The sequence below is a fragment of the Domibacillus indicus genome (genome assembly GCF_023715895.1).
Classification (GTDB): Bacteria; Bacillota; Bacilli; order Bacillales; family Domibacillaceae; genus Domibacillus; species Domibacillus indicus_A.
Genome location: NZ_JAMBOO010000010.1, coordinates 97111 through 116135 on the forward strand (window position 1 = coordinate 97111; position 19025 = coordinate 116135).

Below are 19025 nucleotides of genomic sequence, written 5' to 3' on the forward strand. Positions count from 1 at the left end.
AGATGTAAAATGGCAAAAGTATTTTGTATAGGAGAAGCATTAATTGATTTTATTCCGGTTCAAAAAGACACATCATTAAAAAATGTAGCCGGTTTTGAGAGGGTAGCAGGTGGTGCTCCGATGAATGTAGCCATTGCCGTCGCAAAATACGGCGGGGAAGCAGCGATGATTACGAAAATGGCCAATGATCACTTTGGAGAACATCTTATGGATGTCCTTCAAGAACATCATGTCGATACAGCACATATCGTACGCAGTGACGAAGGAGAAACCGGACTTGCATTTGTTTCAGTGGATAAGACAGGCGAAAGAAGTTTTACATTTTATAGGGAAAATGCGGCCGATTTATTGCTTAAAGAAGAGGAGATAGAGGAGGACTGGTTTGGGGAAGGGGACCTGCTTCATTTTTGTTCGGTGAACTTAATTCATGAAACCATTCGAGAGACCCATAAAAAAGCCATAAACAGCTGCCGTAAGAAGGGTGGAATCATCAGCTTTGATCCGAATGTACGCCTGCCTCTTTGGGAAGATGAAGAAAGCTGCCGCGAAGCAATCAGAGAATTTTTGCCGATGGCGGACTTAATAAAAATTTCAGATGAAGAACTCTTTTTTATTACGGGTATTGAGGAAGAAGGAAAAGCCATTTCTTCTTTGTTTGCTGGGAATGTAAAAGCAGTTATTTTCACAAAAGGTAAAAATGGCGCCTCCCTTTTTCTGGAGGGCGGCCAGCAATTTCATGATCCGGGATTTCAAGTGGCAGTCACGGATACAACAGGCGCTGGTGATGCGTTTATTGGTGGCTTTTTGTCAAAACTTATGGAGCTAAATGTCCATAGTGAGGGGCTGGTTGAAACAATTAACACCCATCACACATCACTTCTTTCCTTTGCGAATGCAAGCGGTGCATTAGCTGCTTCTGTTAAAGGAGCGATTTGCGCAGCAATTGGAAAAAAGGATGTGTTGAATTTGGCTGCTGCACAGCGTAATAAAAACATTTCTACGATAAATGTAACATTACTTGAAGCGAGAGATTTAATAGAATAGCCAAAAAAGACTGCTTAAACATTTATTTAAACAAATGTTTAAGCAGTCTTTTTCTTAAGGAATCGATTTTCCATTATCCGTCTCAGTTATATTTTTCAAGCTGCTTTCCACCGGTTCTTCTACCATTTTAGCTTCTGCATTATATGCAGCGCGGCAGATGAGATGGCCGGCTACCGGCGCGGTCAAGTATAGAAATACAATGCCCAGAACAAGACGAATACTAATGTAATGTTCCGTCGACCAAAAGTAAATAAATACGCCGGTCAGCGCCAGCAGAACAGCGAGTGTAGAGCTTTTGGTTCCAGCATGTGAGCGTGTATACACATCTGGAAGTGTTAAAATGCCATAAGCGCTGATGAGCGCAATAATGCCTCCAAGCAGGACCATCAATGCCGCAATCAGCTCAACGATTTGGTTTTCTGTCAATGATGATCCCTCTTTCCATATATTTTGAGAAAGCTACGGTGCTGATAAAAGCGAGAATCGCAATAATTAAAATCACTTCTAAATAGGCTTTCGTTTGAAGCAGGGCACTAAGGATAGCTACAATCGACATTAAATTGACGCCGATCACATCAAATGCCACGACCCGATCCGGCAATGTAGGTCCTTTAAGTATGCGAAGAAGACAAAGGCCGATCGCCAGGCTGAAAAGTACAACTGCTGCAGTGAAAATAGAATAAATCACGGCCGGGTCACCTCCAGAATAATTTTTTCGTAGGTTCGAATAGATTGTAAAACCATTTGCTTCGTCTGATGCATATCCATCGCGTGAATAAAAAACTCATTCCCCTCGGGTGAAATGCGAAGCACAGTGGAACCGGGGGTCAGCATAAGCAGAAGCGCAAGAGCGGTTATTTCCCATTCACTTTTAAGCTTTGTTTGATATGAGAACGTACCGGGCTCAAAAATCACGCCTGGAATTAAAATTTGCTTCATAATGAGAAGGCTGGATGTCCAGAGCTCATAATTAAAAATAAGAAACAGTTTCAGCATGGAGTAGGTACGTTTCAAGTAAAAAGGAGTACCGAAAAATCGGTGCATCAAAAAAATAATCACAATGCCAAGCAGAAAACCTCCGGCAAACGTATCAAGCTGAAAGCTGTCTTCATCTTTTAACATCACCCATAAAACGGCGATTAATATATTTAATAGGAACTGAACCGGCACGAGAGTGCACCTCCTTGATAAGTGCCTGCCTTAATCATTTTGCAGGGCTCCTTCAATATACAAACCGGGATTCATCAGTACATCAGCGGCTTCTGAAATATAAGGAGAAAGAACATCCATTCCAAGCCCAAGAACGGTCGTCAGAATCCCTAATGCCAGAAGGGGGGCAAGCATTCCTTTCGATAAAGGAACTTGATTTTTCGACATAATGGTCGTCTCTCCCCAAAACATAATGAGAAACACCCGCAAAAGGGAGTACAGGACAAACAGGCTCGATAGAAACGCAACAGCCGTTAATCCGTAATGGCCTGCACCAACGGCTCCTTCTCCAATGAACAGCTTGCCTGCAAATCCGCTGAACGGAGGAATGCCGCCGAGCGAGAGAATCATAATAAAGAAAAGCCAGCCAAACAGCGGATAGTTGGTGATCAAGCCGCTTTCCTCATCAAACCGGGCTTTACCGGTTAAATGAATAATCGTCCCAACAAGCAGAAACAGCAGGCCTTTTATAACAATGTCATGAATCAAGTAATAAATAGAGCCTTGAATCCCTGCTTCATTGTAAGAAGCAAGACCGACCAGGATAAAGCCGATTGCAATGACAACATTATAAGAAGCAATTTTCCTTACATCCCGATGGGCAAGTGCTCCGATACTGCCGCCAATCATAGTCGCAGCCGCCATATATCCGATGACCGTATGCGTAAAAGAAGGCTCATGGTAAAACAGAAGGGTAAAGGTCCGGAACAGCGCATAAACGCCTACTTTCGTTAAAAGAGCCGCAAACAGGGCAGAGATGGCTGCCGGCAGCGCGCTGTATGAGCCCGGAAGCCAGAAATAAAGGACGAGTCCTGCTTTTAAGGAGAAGACCACTAAAAACAGCATGCTGATCGTGGTTAAAAGAGGCGGCTGTCCAGCTTCCGCGATCCGCAGGGACAAATGAGCCATATTTAAAGTTCCGAGTGTTCCATAAAGATACGCGACTCCGAGCAGAAACAGCCAGGATGATAAAATGTTGATCAGCATATATTTAATGCCTTCAGTCAGCTGCTTTTTTTCTCCGCCGAGTGTCATCAGGGCGTAAGAAGCGAGCAGCATGACTTCAAAGCAGACAAACAAATTAAACAAGTCTCCTGTTAAAAACGAGCCGTTTACGCCAGCGGCGAGCAGCAGGGAAAAAGGATACAGAAAGAAAGATTCGCGTTTTTCATCTTTCGCAAAAGCGGCATACACTAAACAAAGAACGGTGACAAGAGAAGAAACTGTTACAAGCAGCACCGCAAACGCATCTGCTACAAAGGTAATACCAAACGGAGGCAGCCATTCACCAAAGTCAAGCCGAAGGATACCGCGGCGCATCACCTGCTGCAGAATCCATACGCTGATCAAAAACACGGCCGTCATCGCCCCAACGCTGCCCCAGCGCTGAATGGCACGATTTGATCGAAAGAAAAGAAGCAGCATGGCTGCTAAAATCGGCACAATCATCGGGAAAACCAATATGTTATTCATCGTGAGGCCCTTTCAGATCGTACAGATTATCGGCACCTGTCGTTTGATACGTACGGTACACAAGAACGAGAAAAAAAGCAGTCACGGCAAAACTGATGACAATGGCTGTTAAGATCAAAGCCTGGGGCAGGGCATCTGTGTAGGTGTCGCCATGGCCAGCTAAAATGGGAACGCCGCCTGTTTTTAACCCGCCCATTGTCATGAGCAGCAGATGAATGGCGTGTGATAAAATAGCGGTGCCAAGCACAATCCGAATCATATTTTTAGAAAGCAGCAGATAGGTGGCTGTTGAAACAAGAACGCCAACTAAAAGAATAATCATGGTTTCCATCTTACACATCCTCACTAATACTGATAATAATCGTGACCACTACACCGATCACACCGAGCGCCACTCCGGACTCAAACAGCATGACGGTCGCAAGCTCTGTTTTACCGAAAATAGGGAGGTTAAAATAAGCAAACGTCTGGCTTAAAAAAGAGCTGCCGAACAGCAAAGAGCCCGTGCCGGTAAGAGTGGCAATGATCACACCGAGCGCAGCGACTTTTTTGTAATCAAAAGGCAGGCCTTTATTGACGCTTTCTATATCAAACGCTAAATATAAAAGAACGAAAGCGGATGAAAGAGTCAGCCCGCCGATAAAACCGCCTCCTGGATGATGATGTCCGGCTAAAAACAGGTATACACCGAACGTTAGAATAATAAAGACGGCAACTTTTGAGACCGTTTGTAAAATCACATCATTTTCTCTCATGATCATCCGCTCCTTTCGGTGTTTTCAGTTTCACCAGCGTATACACGCCCACTCCGGCAATAAATAACACGACAACTTCAAGCATCGTATCAAATGCCCGGAAATCTCCTAAAATAGCATTCACAATATTACGTCCGCCTGCTAGGTCATAAGAATCTTCAAAATAAGAAGAAATGGAATCAAACAATTTATTTCCTTGTACCGAAAGAGCGAGCAGCACCGTTAACATACCCATACCGATAGAAATGAGTATTTTGGGAGCACGTACTTTAAAGGAACGATCTTCTTTTGGCCATTCCGGCAGATGATAAAAACAAAGCAGAAACAAAACCGTTGTAACCGTTTCTACTACAAGCTGTGTTAAAGCAAGATCGGGTGCCCGAAAAAGTACGAAAAAGATCGCAATCGAGTAGCCAAGGATGCCATTGAGCAGCGCGGCCGTCATCCGTGACTTGGTAAAAAGAATGCTGACGCCTGCTGCTGCCATGATGAGCACGAGCAGCATTTCATATGGAGCAGCGGGCACATCGTGAGAAAAACGAAGGGAAAGCCCGCCTGAAAAAAGAAGAGTGCCGCCCGTCAAGAAAATCAAAAAGCCATAAATATAATACAAGTAATGGCGCAAAAAGCCAGTCATATAGAGGTTGGTTACTTTTCTTGAGCCTATTTCACTTCCAGCCAAAAGCCACTGATAACCGCGGTCAAGACTCCGGCTTGCTGGAAACAACTCGTACACGTCCTGCCAGGTGCGGTACATTCTCGCCAGCAATGCACCGATCACGACTACACCTGCTGTCATAAGCAGTTCTGGATTAAAGCCGTGCCAGGCTGAAATATGCGGAACCAAACCTTCTATGCTTTGATAAGAGGGAAGAATGCTGTACATGGCGGGAGCCAGCAGGTAATGACTCAGCCCATTTGGAACAAAAAATAACGTTACAATGATCACACAAAGCACAATCGGAGAAATCAACATACCCAGAGGTGCTTCATGAGGAGTTTTTTCCAGCCGCTCGCGGCGGTACGGACCAAGAAACGTCCGAAATACAATAAACATAGAATAAACGAACGTAAACACACTGCCGGTCCATGCGATAATGGGGAAAAGCGGTCCCCATGTATCCATGGAAAAGATGTTCATGCTGCCTGCCTGTAAAGAGGCGGTGAAAAACATTTCTTTGCTTAAAAAGCCATTAAACGGAGGGAGGCCCGCCATAGAAAAACTGCTGATGACGGCTAAAGTAAACGTAACCGGCATAAAAGGCAGCAGTCCGCCGAGCTTCCGGATATCCCGGGTGCCGACTTCATGGTCCACAATGCCCACCACCATAAACAGGGCGCCTTTAAACGTAGAATGATTGACAAGATGGAAAAGAGCAGCAAAAATCGCTTTCGTATAGATGACAGACTCTGTGGAAGCGCCGCCCTGCAGAGCAGCAGAACCCATTCCAAACAAAAACATAATCAAACCGAGCTGGCTGATGGTTGAATACGCAAGCAGGGCTTTTAAATCTTTTTGACGGACAGCGGAAAAAGAACCCCAAAACATCGTAAACATCCCGATTCCGCTGACCAGCCAGAACCAAACGGCTTCCCCGCCAAAAATGGGTGTAAAACGTGCGACCAGGAACAGGCCGGCTTTCACCATTGTGGCAGAATGAAGATAAGCACTGACAGGCGTCGGCGCTTCCATTGCATCAGGGAGCCAGATATGAAAAGGGAATTGGGCGGACTTGGTGAATGCGCCAATTAAAATCAGAATGAGCGCTGGCACAAACAATGCGTGTTCCCGGATAGAATCATCCATGGCAATGATTTCTTGTATGCTGTTTGTCCCTGTTATGACATGCAGCATAATGAAGCCGACCAGCATAAAAAGCCCGCCGCCAACCGTAATTAAAAAAGATTTTTGCGCCCCGTAGCGGGATTTTTTCCGCCGGAACCAAAAAGCGATGAGCAGGAAAGACGAAATACTGGTCAGTTCCCAGAATACGTACAGCATGATCATGTTATCTGAGAGAACGACCCCGAGCATCGCGCCCATAAACAAAAGCAGATAGGCGTAAAAGTGAGAGAGAGACTCCCGCTCTTTTGATAAATAAAAAATGGAATAAAGAACGACCAAGCTGCCAATGCCGGTAATGAGCAGCGTGAAAATTAAGCTGAGTCCGTCTAGATGCACGGAAAAAGCAAGATCCAATGCCTGTAACCAGCTCATCGATCCAAAGACGGATCCTCCAGCCGCCACTTTCGGAATGGCTGTACAAAAACAAACAAATAATAAAACGGGAACAAAAAGAGCGGCCCAGCCAAGGTGAAGTTTCGGAAACCATTTTCCGATAAAGGGGATCAGCAGCGCTGACAAGATCGGAACGAGAACAAACAGATGAATCAGTGTCAAATAAATCCCTCCTGACTTAGTAAATAAACACAATCAGTTTTAAAAAAAGGCAAAAGCCTTTTAAAAGGAAAAGTGCCCAGATTCCTGGATTAGGGGTTGAAAATTTTAGGATAGACCTTTATCCTAACTAAAGATAAGTGAGAAAATGGTTCTTTCCTTTTTTTAGCTTGGTTTTAAACGTCCCCAGGCGAATAGAGCAGGAAATCATACTAGAGGTGAAACGGTTATGAAAAAAGCAAGAGCCCGTATGGATGAAAGTATATTAGTGTGTGCCTATTATGGCCCAAACGGTGAGCGGCTTATTAAACGTGGATGTAAAATTGCCGATATGCTGGACTGCCCGCTTTATATATTAACGGTTGATCCGTCTCCGAAAGACGAAGTAGGCGCAGACAAAGCGGCGTACATCCAAGAATGGAAAGTTCTTGCCGAAGAACTAGGGGCGGAAGAGTTTATTATTCGCTACAATGAAAAGAGGCCGGCCGCGAAAGTGATCGCAGAAGTGGCCCGTGAGCTGAATATTACCCAGATTATTTTGGGGCAGTCTCCGCGTAGCCGCTGGCAAGAAATTAAAAAGGGTTCTTTTGTAAATACACTGCTGCGTGAAATTTCATTTGTCGATTTTCATATTGTGTCCATCGACCGATCTGTCGAAGATAACGAAAATCTTTTTGAAAATGGTACAAGAGCGTATCTAGTAAAAGGAGAAGACGGACACCGAATCACCTTTACGCACTCAGACCATGTGATTCATGAAGGAATTTTTTATAAAGAAACCGGTACGGATTTTAACAACGGGGTATTCACATACATTAAAGAAAACAAAACGTGCCAGCTTCATGTGACAGATGAACGGATTACGGAGCCAACATCGATTCACTCTTCGATCAAAGAAGAAAAATTTGAAAACTAAATCGCAGGGAAGGCCTTCAGAAGAGAGCATGCTCTCCTTCTGAGGGCTTTTTTGTGTATTCTTTACAGGTTCACATCGATTTTTTGGTCTCTTTCATCCATTCCAATATAGCGGAACGTCTCAGACGGAGAGGCGTGGTGAAATCTTTCTTGAATAAGAGAGATGGCTACTCCCTTTAAGTAAGCATGATAGCCAAACGTTTTCCGCAAAGTATGCGTGCCAATTTGATCGGCAATCCCTACTTTTCGGGCAGCTTCATTTATGACGCGGTATGCTTGCTGCCGTGTGATCGGAGCATCACTTTTAGGCGATTTGAACAGATAGCTGTCAAGCGGCGGCTCTGTTTGCTCCAAATGAAAAGACAGAGCTGCTTTTACCTGGTCATTAATGTAAATTTTTTGACCTTCTATTAATAGAAAAGAGTGAATGTCACCAGATTCCTCCACGAGCTGATTTACTTTTAAAGACAAAAGCGTACTAATTTTAAGCCCTGTATTAATACCTAAAACAAATAAAACAAAATCTCGGCTGGAGCGTTCCTTTAATATGGCTTTCATTAGTTGGATGTCCTGCACATTTTTGATTGGGTTGACAAACTCCACTTTTTTCACCTCTTATGTTACTTAAATATAGCCTAACATGCATTTGTGTCACATTCAAACGATAAGGGAGGGCAAATTAAACGGAAAAAGAATAGAGAGGCTATACTACAGAGAAGAGAGACATAGGTATAGCAATTACTTTTTGATGAAAAAACAACAGTGTTAAAAATTTTGAAGAACAAAAATAGCTTGATTGCCAAACAAGATGTGGTATATTACATATCATATAAAAAGAATAAAATAGGGGTTTGTTTCGTTTTATAATTTAGGAAGGCCCACTCTCCGCTATAGCAGATAAAATAGAGGTCCATTATTATTTTTTCTTAAAGAGATGGATACATAGGTTATGCAATGCGACAAACTGGGGGTGTTTTACGTTGAACATAGATAAAAACGAGGTAAAAAAAGTTAAACGTACATTCATGCGGGATGAAGCCTACAATACACTTCAGGAATGGATTGTACTTGGAAAATTGGAACCGGATGCAAAGTTGAAGGATCAAGAGCTGTCAGAAATGCTGGGAATTAGCCGAACACCTGTCCGGGAAGCACTGCTTAAGCTTGAAGATGAAGGGTTAGTTGTCACAAAAGCAAATCGCTGGACGCAGGTAGCGCCTATTAACCCTGTAGAAGCAGAAAATATTTACTCTATTGGCTGGACCCTTGAATGTCTGGCTTTAGAACAGGGTACAGCGCTTATTTCTTCAAAAGATATTGCGGAACTAGAAGCACTAAATGAACGCTTTTATCGAATACTTCGCAGCGATGACAAGCTTGCGGCTATCCAGGCAGACAACGAGTTTCACAATAAGATTATTCAGCTTTCAGGTAATGCAGAGCTGACGAAAATACTTGAAGGTGTAAAGGTGAAAATTAAAAGAATGGAACTTCATTATTTTCGCTTAAACGTCAGAAAACTTTCCTCCTATGAGGAACATAAACAAATTATTGATGCATTAAAGAGAAAAAATCCAGCCCAGGCAAAAGAAGCCCTGCGGGATAATTGGAAAAACAGCCTGGAACGTATTCGGCTGTATATCGAGTAAAATCAACATAAAAAACGGCTCTTAACATTTGTTAAGAGCCGTTTTTTATGTTGAGCCTGGCTGATACAGGCTTGATAAGAGAATCAGAAAGCTAATTTCCTGGCATTTAATAAAATATGTTACATTTTCTTACATTAACCATTCCAAATGCTTCCTGCTGTAGTTTAATAGCTGTAACGCTATAGCAATCAAGACACTGATTTTCTACACAAGTTTAGAATACATAACAGCGTGTGTGTCTTTGTAAAAACCACATATACATATATTGATAAAAGGGGGTTTTTGTATGAGAAGTCAAACGATGAATTCGTATCGCCCAACTACATTAGCTTCTAACGGCATGGTAACAGCACCTCATTATCTGGCTACCCAGGCGGGTCTCGCTGTTTTACAAAAAGGAGGAAATGCCATTGAAGCTACAATTGCTGTCGCCTCTACTTTATCCGTTGTATACCCTCATATGAACAGCATCGGTGGAGATAATTTCTGGCTGATTTCCAATGAAAAAACAAAAGAGATCAACGCATTAAACAGCAGCGGGCGCGCTGGGCAGCATGCAACCATTGACTTTTATCGTAATCAAGGCCTCACTTCTATTCCTTCCCGCGGGTATTTGGCAGCGCTGACCGTTCCAGGAGCAGTTGCTGGGTGGGAAGAAGCGTACGAGTACTCAAAAAAGCATATGGAAGGAAGCTTGTCCTGGGAAGAGCTTTTGACTCCAGCGATCTCTTATGCAAAACATGGATTTCCTGTTACGCCGAGCCAGGAGTACTGGACGAACGTCAATTTAGATGAACATGATCAAGAATTTAGAAACCTTCAACGGTTCAAAGGGTTTCGAGAAACCTTTTTAAAAGAAGACGGGACGGCTTACCGGACAGGAGAAATCATGAAGCAGCCGGATTTGGCTCAAACGCTTGAGGCCATTGCCAAAGAAGGCAGCCAGGTTCTTTACAACGGAAGAATCGGTGAACAAATTGTCAGTGAGGTTCAGGAAAACGGCGGTCTCTTGACCATGGAAGATTTTCAGCGACATCGTTCCGATTGGGTGCGGCCTATTTCGGTCAATTACCGAGACTATACAGCTTACAACTTACCGCCTAACACACAAGGGTTTGCGTCGCTCTCAATTTTAAATATTTTAAATCAGTTTGATCTGCGTTTTATTGAGGAAGGATCCGCGGAGTATTATCATCTGCTGGTCGAAGCGACTAAGCTGGCATTTGCTGATCGGGATGAATGGCTGACAGATCCGGAATTTCTTCATATTCCACTCCGGAAGCTGCTGTCAGTTGAACGGGGAGAACACCTGGCAGCGCAAATTGATTTTACACGTGCTAATCATTTAAACAAACAGCTGGAGCCGAAAGGAGATACCGTTTGGCTGGGTGTGGTAGACAAAGAAGGAAATGCGGTTTCTTTTATTCAAAGTATTTATCATGATTTCGGCTCTGGAATCATTCCAGAGGGAACAGGTGTAACACTGCAAAACCGGGGAAGCTTCTTCTCACTGGACCCCGCACATATCAACCGGCTCGAGCCTAATAAGCGAACATTTCATACGTTAAATCCTGCCATGCTGTTTAAAAACGGCGCCCCTTACCTCGTTTACGGAACAATGGGCGGTGAAGGACAGCCGCAGACGCAGGCAGCGATTGTCACTCGGATTGTTGATTACGGATATAGCGTTCAAGCCGCTATTGAAGCACCGCGGTGGCTGTATGGGCGTACGTGGGGATCTGATTCTAACAGCTTAAAAGTAGAGGCACGAATTCCTGAAACAGTAGTGGAGCAGTTGAAAGATAAAGGGCATTCGCTTGAATTGGTAGAAGACTTTAGCGATACGATGGGGCATGCAGGCGCCATTTTAATCGACCCGGACACGAAGGTAATGTTTGGCGGGGCAGATCCCCGAGGAGATGGAGCTGCATCAGGTTTTTGAGACGCCGCGTGATAAAAAAACAGCCGCTCTTCCTAGAAAGAAAGAGCGGCTGTTTGATGTATTGAAAAGCAAATCTCAATTACATATAGTTATTTTTCTTTGGAAGAAGGCCAGCATTCGACTCCATCCAGATCTTTAATCGTGTCTTTGTAAAATTGCGGATTTTTCCCGGCTTTCCTTTGTGCTGTATAGTCGCTTAAAGCGGAGAAAGCAATTTTAGATAGAAGCAAAATGGCAATCAAGTTGACGATAACCATGAAGCCCATAAACAAGTCGGCAAGGTCCCATACAAGCTGTACTTTGGCTACAGCACCGAAAAGAATCATGCCTAGTACCGCTAAACGGTATACCATCAGCCACGTTTTGCTTGTATTTAAAAACTCAATGTTTGTTTCGCCATAGTAATAGTTGCCGATTAGTGTACTGAAAGCAAACAAGAGAATCATGAACGCTAAAAATCCTGGTGCCCATGAACCAATGTGTGTAGCCAGTGATGCTTGTGTCAGTTCAATTCCGCTTAGGTCAGTTTGTTTATATACCGGAGAAAGCAGAATAATAAAGGCAGAGCTTGTACAAATGATACCTGTGTCAATTAAAACACCTAAAGCTTGAATAAGCCCCTGCTTAACAGGGTGGCTTGTTACAGCGGCAGCAGCTGCATTTGGTGCACTTCCCATACCCGCTTCGTTAGAGAACAATCCACGCTTTACACCGTTCATAATAATGGCGCCAAACGTTCCGCCGACTGCTTGTTCAAGTCCAAAGGCGCTTTTCACGATAAGAGCTAAAACGTCCGGTACGTCACTAATATTCATAAGGGTAATAAAAAGAGCCACACCGATATAAAGAACAGCTAATACAACGACGATGTATTCTGATGCTTTAGCAATCCGCTTAATGCCGCCAAAAATGATAATGGCAAAAACGATGGTCATGATAATACCAAGCGTCAAGCGGCTTATGCCGAATGAATTTTCAAACGCAACTGTAATCGTATTTGACTGTACGGCATTAAACACAAGACCGAATGACAAAGTAATAAGAATCGCAAAAAGGACACCCATCCAGCGTTTTTTCAAGCCTCTTTCCATATAGTAGGCAGGACCGCCACGGAAGCCTTCGTTGTCTTTCACTTTGTAAATCTGAGCCAGCGTACTTTCTACAAAGCCGGATGTAGCTCCGATCAGCGCGATCACCCACATCCAGAAGATCGCTCCCGGGCCGCCAAGGGCAATAGCGATCGCAATACCGGTAATATTACCCGTTCCTACACGGGCTGCCATACTAATACAAAACGCCTGGAACGGCGAAAGGCCAGCAGAACCGCTCGTTTTTCCTTCTTTTAAAACAGATACCATTTCCTTTAAAAGACGAAATTGTAAAAAGCGTGAGCGGAAGGTAAAATAAAGACCCGTTCCAACAAGCAGAATAATTAGAATGTTAGACCATAAAAGCTCATTGATCTGCCCGACTAGAGTTGATATAAATTGCTCCATTTCATTTCCTCCTTTTGTCCCTACCTATAAAGCTGTTTATCCCTTATGTCATTGTGAATAACCTAACGGGACGTAAAAAACCGCCTATGTAACGATAATAATCTCTTTTTTAGGTAATATATGTAAATAAGTATTTTTTGCATATATTTCCTGTGTTAATATAATCGTGCGGTATATACAGAAAGCAACTATAATCCCGGCGATTCTAACACTCTGTATAATATATTACATATTATTAGACGCAAAGTTAAATTGTCAATACAGAATGACTTGTTTATTTATTCGGTATTTTCTAAAAAAACTGAATAAAAATAAAACCTGGTTATATAAAAAGTCCAGGTCACATCTGGTTTCTTAAGCAATTTAGTGAAGGGTCTCTATTAATTTTTATAAAGTGAGAATGTATACATCAGGATAGATTAAAAATAAAATATTCTATTTTAAGGGAAATAAAGGTTATTGGTCTGGGATATTGAAAAAGCAATGTAACCTTTTCGGTAACTGGTCTGTCTCTCAAATAAAAGCCCATTCTTTTTTTGCATACCGTTTGATGGCAGTAAAAATCAACATAATATTGTTATTCCTCATTACCTCTCTATTGTTTTTTAACTCCATTTATTTTTATTTTTCATTTAGCATGCCATGAACTCAGTACATGACTCATTTCAGGGTGGACAGCCGGGCTATAAAGCTTAAGGAAAGACACGTATAAAAATTCTTTTTTAGGCAAATCTGTAGATAAAAAGAGCAGAAAGGTCGGCAGCGCTATGTCCCCATTTTTTAAAGGCAAAAAACAAGCAGCACCAAACCAGTCACAGCCAGTTGACCCGATGCCTGGGTCGATAACGAGCAACTTACAGGACAATCTCTCTTTAGTGAAACAAAAATTCGGGAACAGTCCTGATATTATCATCCGCGAAATAAAAATCGGTTCTTCAAAAGCAAAGGCGGCTGTGATTTACGTACAGGGATTGGTGGATAACCAATTATTAAACGACTTTTTGATCGAATCGTTGATGCAGTATCAATCTTCTTCGCAGAATGAAACAAAGCCGGAAATGCTGGATAACATATACGACCTGGTAATCCCTATGGGTGGTGTAAAAAAACAAACAGAATGGAGTAAGCTGCTCGAATCTTTATTGGTCGGGGCAACACTCATTTTTATTGATGGAACGGACAAAGCATTTACTGTCGCAAGTACACAGGGCGGCGAAGGCCGTTCGATTTCAGAGCCAACTACTCAAAACGTAATCCGGGGATCAAAAGAAGCTTTCACCGAAAACATTTCCACAAACATTTCGATGGTCCGCAGAATCATTAGAACGCCGGATTTATGGGTAGAATCGATGAAAATAGGCACCCAGACCAATACAAATGTTTCAATTATGTATCTAAATAACGTCGTCGATCACGATGTTGTGAAAGAGGTTAAAAAAAGATTAAAGAGGATAAAAATCGACAGCATTTTGGAATCGGGTTATATTGAACAGTTGATTGAAGACCAGCCAGCAAGTCCATTTCCACAAATTTATCATACAGAGAAGCCAGATGTGATCGCTGGAAACTTGCTGGAAGGGCGTGTGGCTATTTTTGTCAACGGTACACCGTTTGCACTATTGGTACCCGTCGTTTTTGTGCAATTTTTCCAAACTCCTGATGATTATTATTTCCGCTTCGATATTGCGACATTCACCCGCTTTTTACGGATTTTTATTTTTTTTATTTCTCTTATTGGGCCAGCCGTGTATATTGCAGCTACCACGTTTCATCAAGAAATGATACCGACACAGTTAGTCCTGATTATAGCTGCCCAGCGGGAGACGGTTCCTTTTCCGGCTATTGTGGAAGCGTTAATCATGGAGCTAGCCTTTGAAGTTTTGCGGGAAGCTGGTTTACGGCTGCCTAAAGCGATTGGGTCAACCGTATCTATTGTTGGAGGTCTTGTTATTGGGCAGGCTGCTGTACAGGCGGGTATTGTCTCGCCGCCAATGGTTATTGTCGTAGCCATTACAGCGATCGCAAGCTTTGCCACGCCTTCATTCGCCATTGCTATCTCTGTACGCCTGCTGCGATTTGTTTTTATGGGGCTTGCTGCTACATTTGGCTTCTATGGTATTATCATTGGCTTAATTATGCTGACCGTTCATTTATGCAGCTTACGCTCGTTTGGTGTTCCATACATGGCGCCACTCGGCCCATTCAGACCTGTTGAAAATGGCGATACCCTTATTCGCACACCATGGTGGGCAACGAAAAAGCGTCCGAGCCTTTTCAGTCCTGGCAACGTTAAGCGTGAGAGGGAAAATCAAATGCCAGCTCCTCCTCAACCAAGGACGATTAAAAACGAAAGCACAGAAAAGGGGAATCAAAATGAATCGTAAACGCACTTTTCTGTTTGGAATACTGGCTAGTTTATCTGTTTTTACATCCGGCTGTTGGAGTGAAAGGCAGTTGACCGATATAGCGATGGTGGCTGCCGTAGCAATTGACCTAAACGAAGAAGGGCAATATGAGGCTTCTTACCAATTCTTTAACCCGGGGAATATTGCCGGCGGTCTGCAGGGAGGAGGCGGAGGCCAAAGTCCGCCTGTTGCTGTTTATACGGCTACAGGCGATACGATTATGGAAGTTCATGGGAATATGTCAAGGAAAATTTCACGGGAACCGTATTACTCTCACACCAATCTTGTGGTGATTGGTGAAGATGTAGCCAAAAAAGAAGGCATTGCGCCTGCATTAGAGGCATTTGACAGAGGTTCCCAATTCCGCGTAACGACGTCTGTCGTAATTGCCCACGGTGTAAAGGCAAAGGATCTCGTCACGACCTTGGCTGCTCTGGATAAAGTCCCCTCTCAAAAAATCATGCAGACATTGGAATCAACAGAAAAAGCACTAGGTGAGAATATAGACATTGACTTACAAGAAACCATTAGCGCACTTGTATCGCCTGGCCGAGAGCCGATGATCAGCGGCTTTACGTTAAAAGGTGATCCAAAAGCAGGAACTAAACAAGAGAGCCTTCAAGCAACCGAGATACCAACGTCTATTGAGGCAGATGGCAACGCCATCTTTAAAAATGGAAAGTTAGTGGGCTGGATTGAGGACACAGATGCGAGAAGCGCCCTTTGGGTTTTGGACCGGATTCAGAGCACGACCATTACAACACCATGGAAAGGTCAGAAAGATGCGATTTCTTATCGCGTCGTCCGTCAAAAAACAAATGTATCGGCAGATATGAAAAACGGAAAACCGCATGTTTCTGTTGCTGTTCATATGGAAGGCGATATTGGAGAAGTAATGGTGCCTGTTAATCTGAAAGATCCAGAGACGCTGGAAAAAATAGAGAACGATATAAGCAAACAGCTAAAGAAGGAAATTGAAACATCTATCCGTCATATAAAAAAGAGGAAAGCAGATATCTTTGGATTTGGAGAGGTGTTTCACCGCGCTGAACCAAAAGAATGGAAAAAGATTGAAAAGAAGTGGGAGGATGAGATCTTTCCCGACCTGGCTGTAGATGTATCAGTGGAAACCTATATCCGCCGAACTGGTCTAAGAAATAATTCCTACCTATCAGAAATGAAAAATGGAAAGGAATAAAAAGGAAGTGAAGGGCAATGGAGAAAGCAAAAATCAGTCCCCGCCAGCTGTTTGTGCTTATTATATTATTTCAACTCGGAAGCTCAATTATCATTCCGGTCGGATTAACAGCAAAACAGGACGCCTGGCTGGCCATACTAGGCGGCATGGTGGGAGGATTACTTTTATTTTTACTCTACTATAAGGTGGGCTCTTACTATCCGGGACTTGTACCGACAGAATATATGCCGAAACTTTGGGGTCCTTTCTTTGGAAAGTTTTTTGCCTTTTTTTATGTTCTGTATCTTTTCTACCTTGCTGCACGGGTACTGCGGGACTTTGGAGAAATGCTTGTTATGTTCGCATATCCGGAAACCCCTTTATTCATTATTAACTTATTGTGGATGATTCTCGTTGTCTATACGATTAGAAAAGGCATTGAGACGCTGGCGAGAACGGGAGAAATCCTTTTCACTGTTGTAGTCATCCTTGCGGTCACTGCTTTAATTCTTCTTATACTTAATGGCTCTATTGATACAAGGAATTTGCAGCCCCTTTTCGAGGAGGGAAGCGTCACGGTGCTGAAGGCAATGGGGGAATCTGTATTTTTCCCATTTGGCGAGATCGTTGTTTTTACCATGATTTACCCATACTTAAATCAATTAAACAAAGCAAAGCGTGTCGGCATTTATGCTTTGCTGGTTAGCGGGCTCGTTCTATCCGTAACGATGGCAATCAATTTAAGTGTCCTCGGTTTCAGCCTGCTTTCACGTTCGCAATTTCCGCTGCTCTCCACTATACAAACAATCGAGATTGCAGAATTCATTGAGCGTTTAGATGTATTTTTTATGATTGGTGTCATAATCGGTGGATTCTTTAAAATCACGATTTTCGTTTATGTAGCCATTATGGGGACAGCGAGTTTATTTAAGGTAAAAGAATCATCTCATCTTGTGTTTCCCTTGGGGTTTATTACCTTATTTTTATCTGTAGGGATAGCGAGCAATTTTCCTGAGCATATTCGGGAAGGGCTCGACATTGTGCCGCTGTATTTGCATTTGCCGTTTCAAATGATTTTTCCGCTTCTTTTGCTGGTCAGTGCCATCTTAGTAAATAGGAAGAAACAAAAAAAGCAACCGGCAACGAAATAACAATTGAGAGGCTGGGTGAATAATGATGAAGGTTGTTGCTGTGAAAATCATTGGTGTTCCAATATTAGTGGCAGTGATGTTATTTGGCTTAATGCTGCTGCTGGATATCATTCAAGGGTATAACGTGAAACTCTCTATAAACCATATAATCAACCCGTTTTCGATTATGAGACCTGCTGAAGGGTTTGTTTTTACCATACTTTCTGTTTTGTTGATTGGCTACTATTGGAAGGTGCTTTCGCAAGCGAAAAAAGCAGAAGAAAACACGGATGAAAAGTAAGATTTTCTTTTGAAAAAGGGTATAGACATGTTGTCCCGATTTGTTTTGCGCACGCTGGAACAAATGGGGAGAAATAAACAATGACCTTGTGGAGATACTATTTGAGGGAACGAACCCACTAACAGAAACAGAGGAGGAATTAGTATGGAAGAGATTCAAGTAGGCGATATTTTTACGCTGGCAGATGAAAATGACCAAGAAGAAGAAATTGAAGTGCTTGGAACATTGAAGATTGACGGAACTCAATATACAGCCGTAAGTCTTGTGGAAGAGCTTGACGAAGCCTCAGACGAAGACATCAATGTGTTCTTTTTGAAGGGCGAAAGCGTTGATCAGTTAACCGTTATTGAAGATGATGAGGAATTTGAAAAAGTAGCCGCTGCGTTTCAAGAGGCTGAGCAAGGCTGATCTATCCAATGGCTTCCTATGATCATACCTTTGTTTTGTAAGAACTACATAGCAAGCGTTATTCTTTTCTGAAAAAGAATAGCGCTTGTTTTTTGTTCATTACGGCAAGATCGCTATTCGAATAAACATGTAGAGCGGCCAAGCAGCTTCATGGCAGGGCAGGAAGATTAACTAATAATATAGAAGGAACAGGAAAAAAACAGGTGCTGTTTAAAGAAATTGCTATTCGAATTGGAATAGCGTTGCATATTGAAAAAAATAAAAGAAAAACAAAAAAACATATTGCAATGATATTAATTGCATGTTATATTATTATTCGTCGCTGAAACGGCGGAAAATCTTTAACATATGCTTCATACATTGTAGATCACGAAAGTCCATTCGCTTTTAAAAATATGAAAGCAAAAAAGTTCTAAGCTCAACGTATAAAAAAGTTTCGGAAAGTCGTTGACAAAGAATTAGACTTAATGATATGATGTTTTAGCTGTCGCAGAGATGGCGTGAATGAATTGAACATTGAAAACTGAACAAAATCAATAAAAACGTCAACGTTTTAATTTTTATCTTCCATTAAAAACACCCCGTGTTTTAATGGGAACAAATGAGCAAGTCAAACTTTTTTGGAGAGTTTGATCCTGGCTCAGGACGAACGCTGGCGGCGTGCCTAATACATGCAAGTCGAGCGGACAGAAGGGAGCTTGCTCCCGGAAGTCAGCGGCGGAC

18 protein-coding genes and 1 rRNA gene are annotated in these 19025 nt (G+C 42.7%); 10 read left to right on the top strand and 9 right to left on the bottom strand.

Going from position 1 to position 19025, the window contains the following annotated elements; all coding sequences use genetic code 11:
- The first annotated feature begins 9 nt into the window (after positions 1 to 9).
- Positions 10 to 1044 (top strand): carbohydrate kinase family protein, encoded by a 1035-nt coding sequence (locus M3221_RS15305; protein ID WP_251272609.1) that lies wholly within the window; start codon positions 10 to 12, stop codon positions 1042 to 1044.
- Positions 1045 to 1098: 54 nt separating this feature from the next.
- On the opposite strand, the gene M3221_RS15310 is transcribed toward M3221_RS15305, so the two are convergent.
- The 7 genes from M3221_RS15310 to M3221_RS15340 are packed head-to-tail and all read right to left on the bottom strand — an operon-like array spanning position 1099 to position 6882.
- Positions 1099 to 1470 (bottom strand): Na+/H+ antiporter subunit G, encoded by a 372-nt coding sequence (locus M3221_RS15310; RefSeq protein WP_251272610.1) that lies wholly within the window; start codon positions 1468 to 1470, stop codon positions 1099 to 1101.
- Complete coding sequence (locus tag M3221_RS15315; RefSeq protein ID WP_251272611.1) at positions 1448 to 1732, bottom strand: Na(+)/H(+) antiporter subunit F1; 285 nt, start codon at positions 1730 to 1732, stop codon at positions 1448 to 1450. The genes M3221_RS15310 and M3221_RS15315 overlap by 23 nt, the downstream gene beginning before the upstream one ends.
- Complete coding sequence (locus M3221_RS15320; RefSeq protein ID WP_251272612.1) at positions 1729 to 2214, bottom strand: Na+/H+ antiporter subunit E; 486 nt, start codon at positions 2212 to 2214, stop codon at positions 1729 to 1731. Before M3221_RS15320 ends, M3221_RS15315 begins: the two co-directional genes overlap by 4 nt.
- Before the next feature lie 30 nt (positions 2215 to 2244).
- Positions 2245 to 3726, bottom strand: a complete 1482-nt coding sequence (locus M3221_RS15325) for a Na+/H+ antiporter subunit D (RefSeq protein ID WP_251272613.1) — start codon at positions 3724 to 3726, stop codon at positions 2245 to 2247.
- Entirely contained in the window at positions 3719 to 4057 is a 339-nt protein-coding gene (locus tag M3221_RS15330) for a Na(+)/H(+) antiporter subunit C (protein WP_251272614.1), read from the bottom strand. The genes M3221_RS15325 and M3221_RS15330 overlap by 8 nt, the downstream gene beginning before the upstream one ends.
- A 1-nt stretch (position 4058) precedes the next feature.
- Positions 4059 to 4481, bottom strand: a complete 423-nt coding sequence (locus tag M3221_RS15335) for a Na(+)/H(+) antiporter subunit B (RefSeq protein ID WP_251272615.1) — start codon at positions 4479 to 4481, stop codon at positions 4059 to 4061.
- Positions 4468 to 6882 (bottom strand): Na+/H+ antiporter subunit A, encoded by a 2415-nt coding sequence (locus M3221_RS15340; RefSeq protein WP_251272616.1) that lies wholly within the window; start codon positions 6880 to 6882, stop codon positions 4468 to 4470. The genes M3221_RS15335 and M3221_RS15340 overlap by 14 nt, the downstream gene beginning before the upstream one ends.
- A gap of 226 nt (positions 6883 to 7108) precedes the next feature.
- Here M3221_RS15340 and M3221_RS15345 point away from each other — a divergent pair, with 226 nt between their 5' ends.
- The gene (locus M3221_RS15345; protein WP_251272617.1) at positions 7109 to 7795 is read left to right on the top strand and encodes a universal stress protein; all 687 of its coding nucleotides are present in this window, start codon (positions 7109 to 7111) and stop codon (positions 7793 to 7795) included.
- 62 nt (positions 7796 to 7857) lie between these two features.
- Here M3221_RS15345 and M3221_RS15350 read toward each other — a convergent pair whose 3' ends face one another.
- Positions 7858 to 8397: a tyrosine-type recombinase/integrase gene (locus M3221_RS15350; protein ID WP_251272618.1), complete on the bottom strand. Its 540-nt coding sequence runs from the start codon at positions 8395 to 8397 to the stop codon at positions 7858 to 7860.
- Positions 8398 to 8819: 422 nt separating this feature from the next.
- Between M3221_RS15350 and M3221_RS15355 the strand changes: the two genes are divergently transcribed.
- Together M3221_RS15355 and ggt are read left to right on the top strand one after the other, a co-directional pair.
- A complete protein-coding gene (locus M3221_RS15355) occupies positions 8820 to 9443 on the top strand; it encodes a GntR family transcriptional regulator (RefSeq protein ID WP_251272627.1) in 624 nt (207 codons plus the stop codon).
- Positions 9444 to 9729: 286 nt separating this feature from the next.
- On the top strand, positions 9730 to 11385 hold the full coding sequence (ggt, locus tag M3221_RS15360; RefSeq protein WP_251272619.1) for a gamma-glutamyltransferase: 1656 nt from the start codon (positions 9730 to 9732) through the stop codon (positions 11383 to 11385).
- An 89-nt stretch (positions 11386 to 11474) separates the two neighbouring features.
- Here the strand turns inward: ggt and M3221_RS15365 are convergent, their stop codons facing one another.
- Positions 11475 to 12881, bottom strand: a complete 1407-nt coding sequence (locus M3221_RS15365; protein WP_251272620.1) for an alanine/glycine:cation symporter family protein — start codon at positions 12879 to 12881, stop codon at positions 11475 to 11477.
- Positions 12882 to 13648: 767 nt separating this feature from the next.
- Here M3221_RS15365 and M3221_RS15370 point away from each other — a divergent pair.
- From M3221_RS15370 to M3221_RS15395, 6 genes are all read left to right on the top strand, one after another.
- Entirely contained in the window at positions 13649 to 15265 is a 1617-nt protein-coding gene (locus tag M3221_RS15370; RefSeq protein WP_251272621.1) for a spore germination protein, read from the top strand.
- Positions 15255 to 16484: a Ger(x)C family spore germination protein gene (locus M3221_RS15375; RefSeq protein ID WP_251272622.1), complete on the top strand. Its 1230-nt coding sequence runs from the start codon at positions 15255 to 15257 to the stop codon at positions 16482 to 16484. The genes M3221_RS15370 and M3221_RS15375 overlap by 11 nt, the downstream gene beginning before the upstream one ends.
- 17 nt (positions 16485 to 16501) lie before the next feature.
- On the top strand, positions 16502 to 17614 hold the full coding sequence (locus M3221_RS15380; RefSeq protein ID WP_251272623.1) for a GerAB/ArcD/ProY family transporter: 1113 nt from the start codon (positions 16502 to 16504) through the stop codon (positions 17612 to 17614).
- A 22-nt stretch (positions 17615 to 17636) separates the two neighbouring features.
- On the top strand, positions 17637 to 17894 hold the full coding sequence (locus M3221_RS15385; RefSeq protein WP_251272624.1) for a YczF family membrane protein: 258 nt from the start codon (positions 17637 to 17639) through the stop codon (positions 17892 to 17894).
- Positions 17895 to 18038: 144 nt separating this feature from the next.
- On the top strand, positions 18039 to 18302 hold the full coding sequence (locus M3221_RS15390) for a DUF1292 domain-containing protein (protein ID WP_251272625.1): 264 nt from the start codon (positions 18039 to 18041) through the stop codon (positions 18300 to 18302).
- Positions 18303 to 18919: 617 nt separating this feature from the next.
- Positions 18920 to 19025 (top strand): 16S ribosomal RNA (locus M3221_RS15395); the annotation flags it as partial.

Bases quoted from the DNA above. Each gene is read 5' to 3' on its own strand.
- M3221_RS15305 (WP_251272609.1), top strand. From the start codon at position 10: ATGGCAAAAGTATTTTGTATAGGAGAAGCATTAATTGATTTTATTCCG.
- M3221_RS15325 (WP_251272613.1), bottom strand. From the start codon at position 3,726: ATGAATAACATATTGGTTTTCCCGATGATTGTGCCGATTTTAGCAGCC.
- M3221_RS15330 (WP_251272614.1), bottom strand. From the start codon at position 4,057: ATGGAAACCATGATTATTCTTTTAGTTGGCGTTCTTGTTTCAACAGCC.
- M3221_RS15335 (WP_251272615.1), bottom strand. From the start codon at position 4,481: ATGAGAGAAAATGATGTGATTTTACAAACGGTCTCAAAAGTTGCCGTC.
- M3221_RS15345 (WP_251272617.1), top strand. From the start codon at position 7,109: ATGAAAAAAGCAAGAGCCCGTATGGATGAAAGTATATTAGTGTGTGCC.
- M3221_RS15355 (WP_251272627.1), top strand. From the start codon at position 8,820: ATGCGGGATGAAGCCTACAATACACTTCAGGAATGGATTGTACTTGGA.
- ggt (WP_251272619.1), top strand. From the start codon at position 9,730: ATGAGAAGTCAAACGATGAATTCGTATCGCCCAACTACATTAGCTTCT.
- M3221_RS15365 (WP_251272620.1), bottom strand. From the start codon at position 12,881: ATGGAGCAATTTATATCAACTCTAGTCGGGCAGATCAATGAGCTTTTA.
- M3221_RS15370 (WP_251272621.1), top strand. From the start codon at position 13,649: ATGTCCCCATTTTTTAAAGGCAAAAAACAAGCAGCACCAAACCAGTCA.
- M3221_RS15375 (WP_251272622.1), top strand. From the start codon at position 15,255: ATGAATCGTAAACGCACTTTTCTGTTTGGAATACTGGCTAGTTTATCT.
- M3221_RS15380 (WP_251272623.1), top strand. From the start codon at position 16,502: ATGGAGAAAGCAAAAATCAGTCCCCGCCAGCTGTTTGTGCTTATTATA.
- M3221_RS15385 (WP_251272624.1), top strand. From the start codon at position 17,637: ATGATGAAGGTTGTTGCTGTGAAAATCATTGGTGTTCCAATATTAGTG.
- M3221_RS15390 (WP_251272625.1), top strand. From the start codon at position 18,039: ATGGAAGAGATTCAAGTAGGCGATATTTTTACGCTGGCAGATGAAAAT.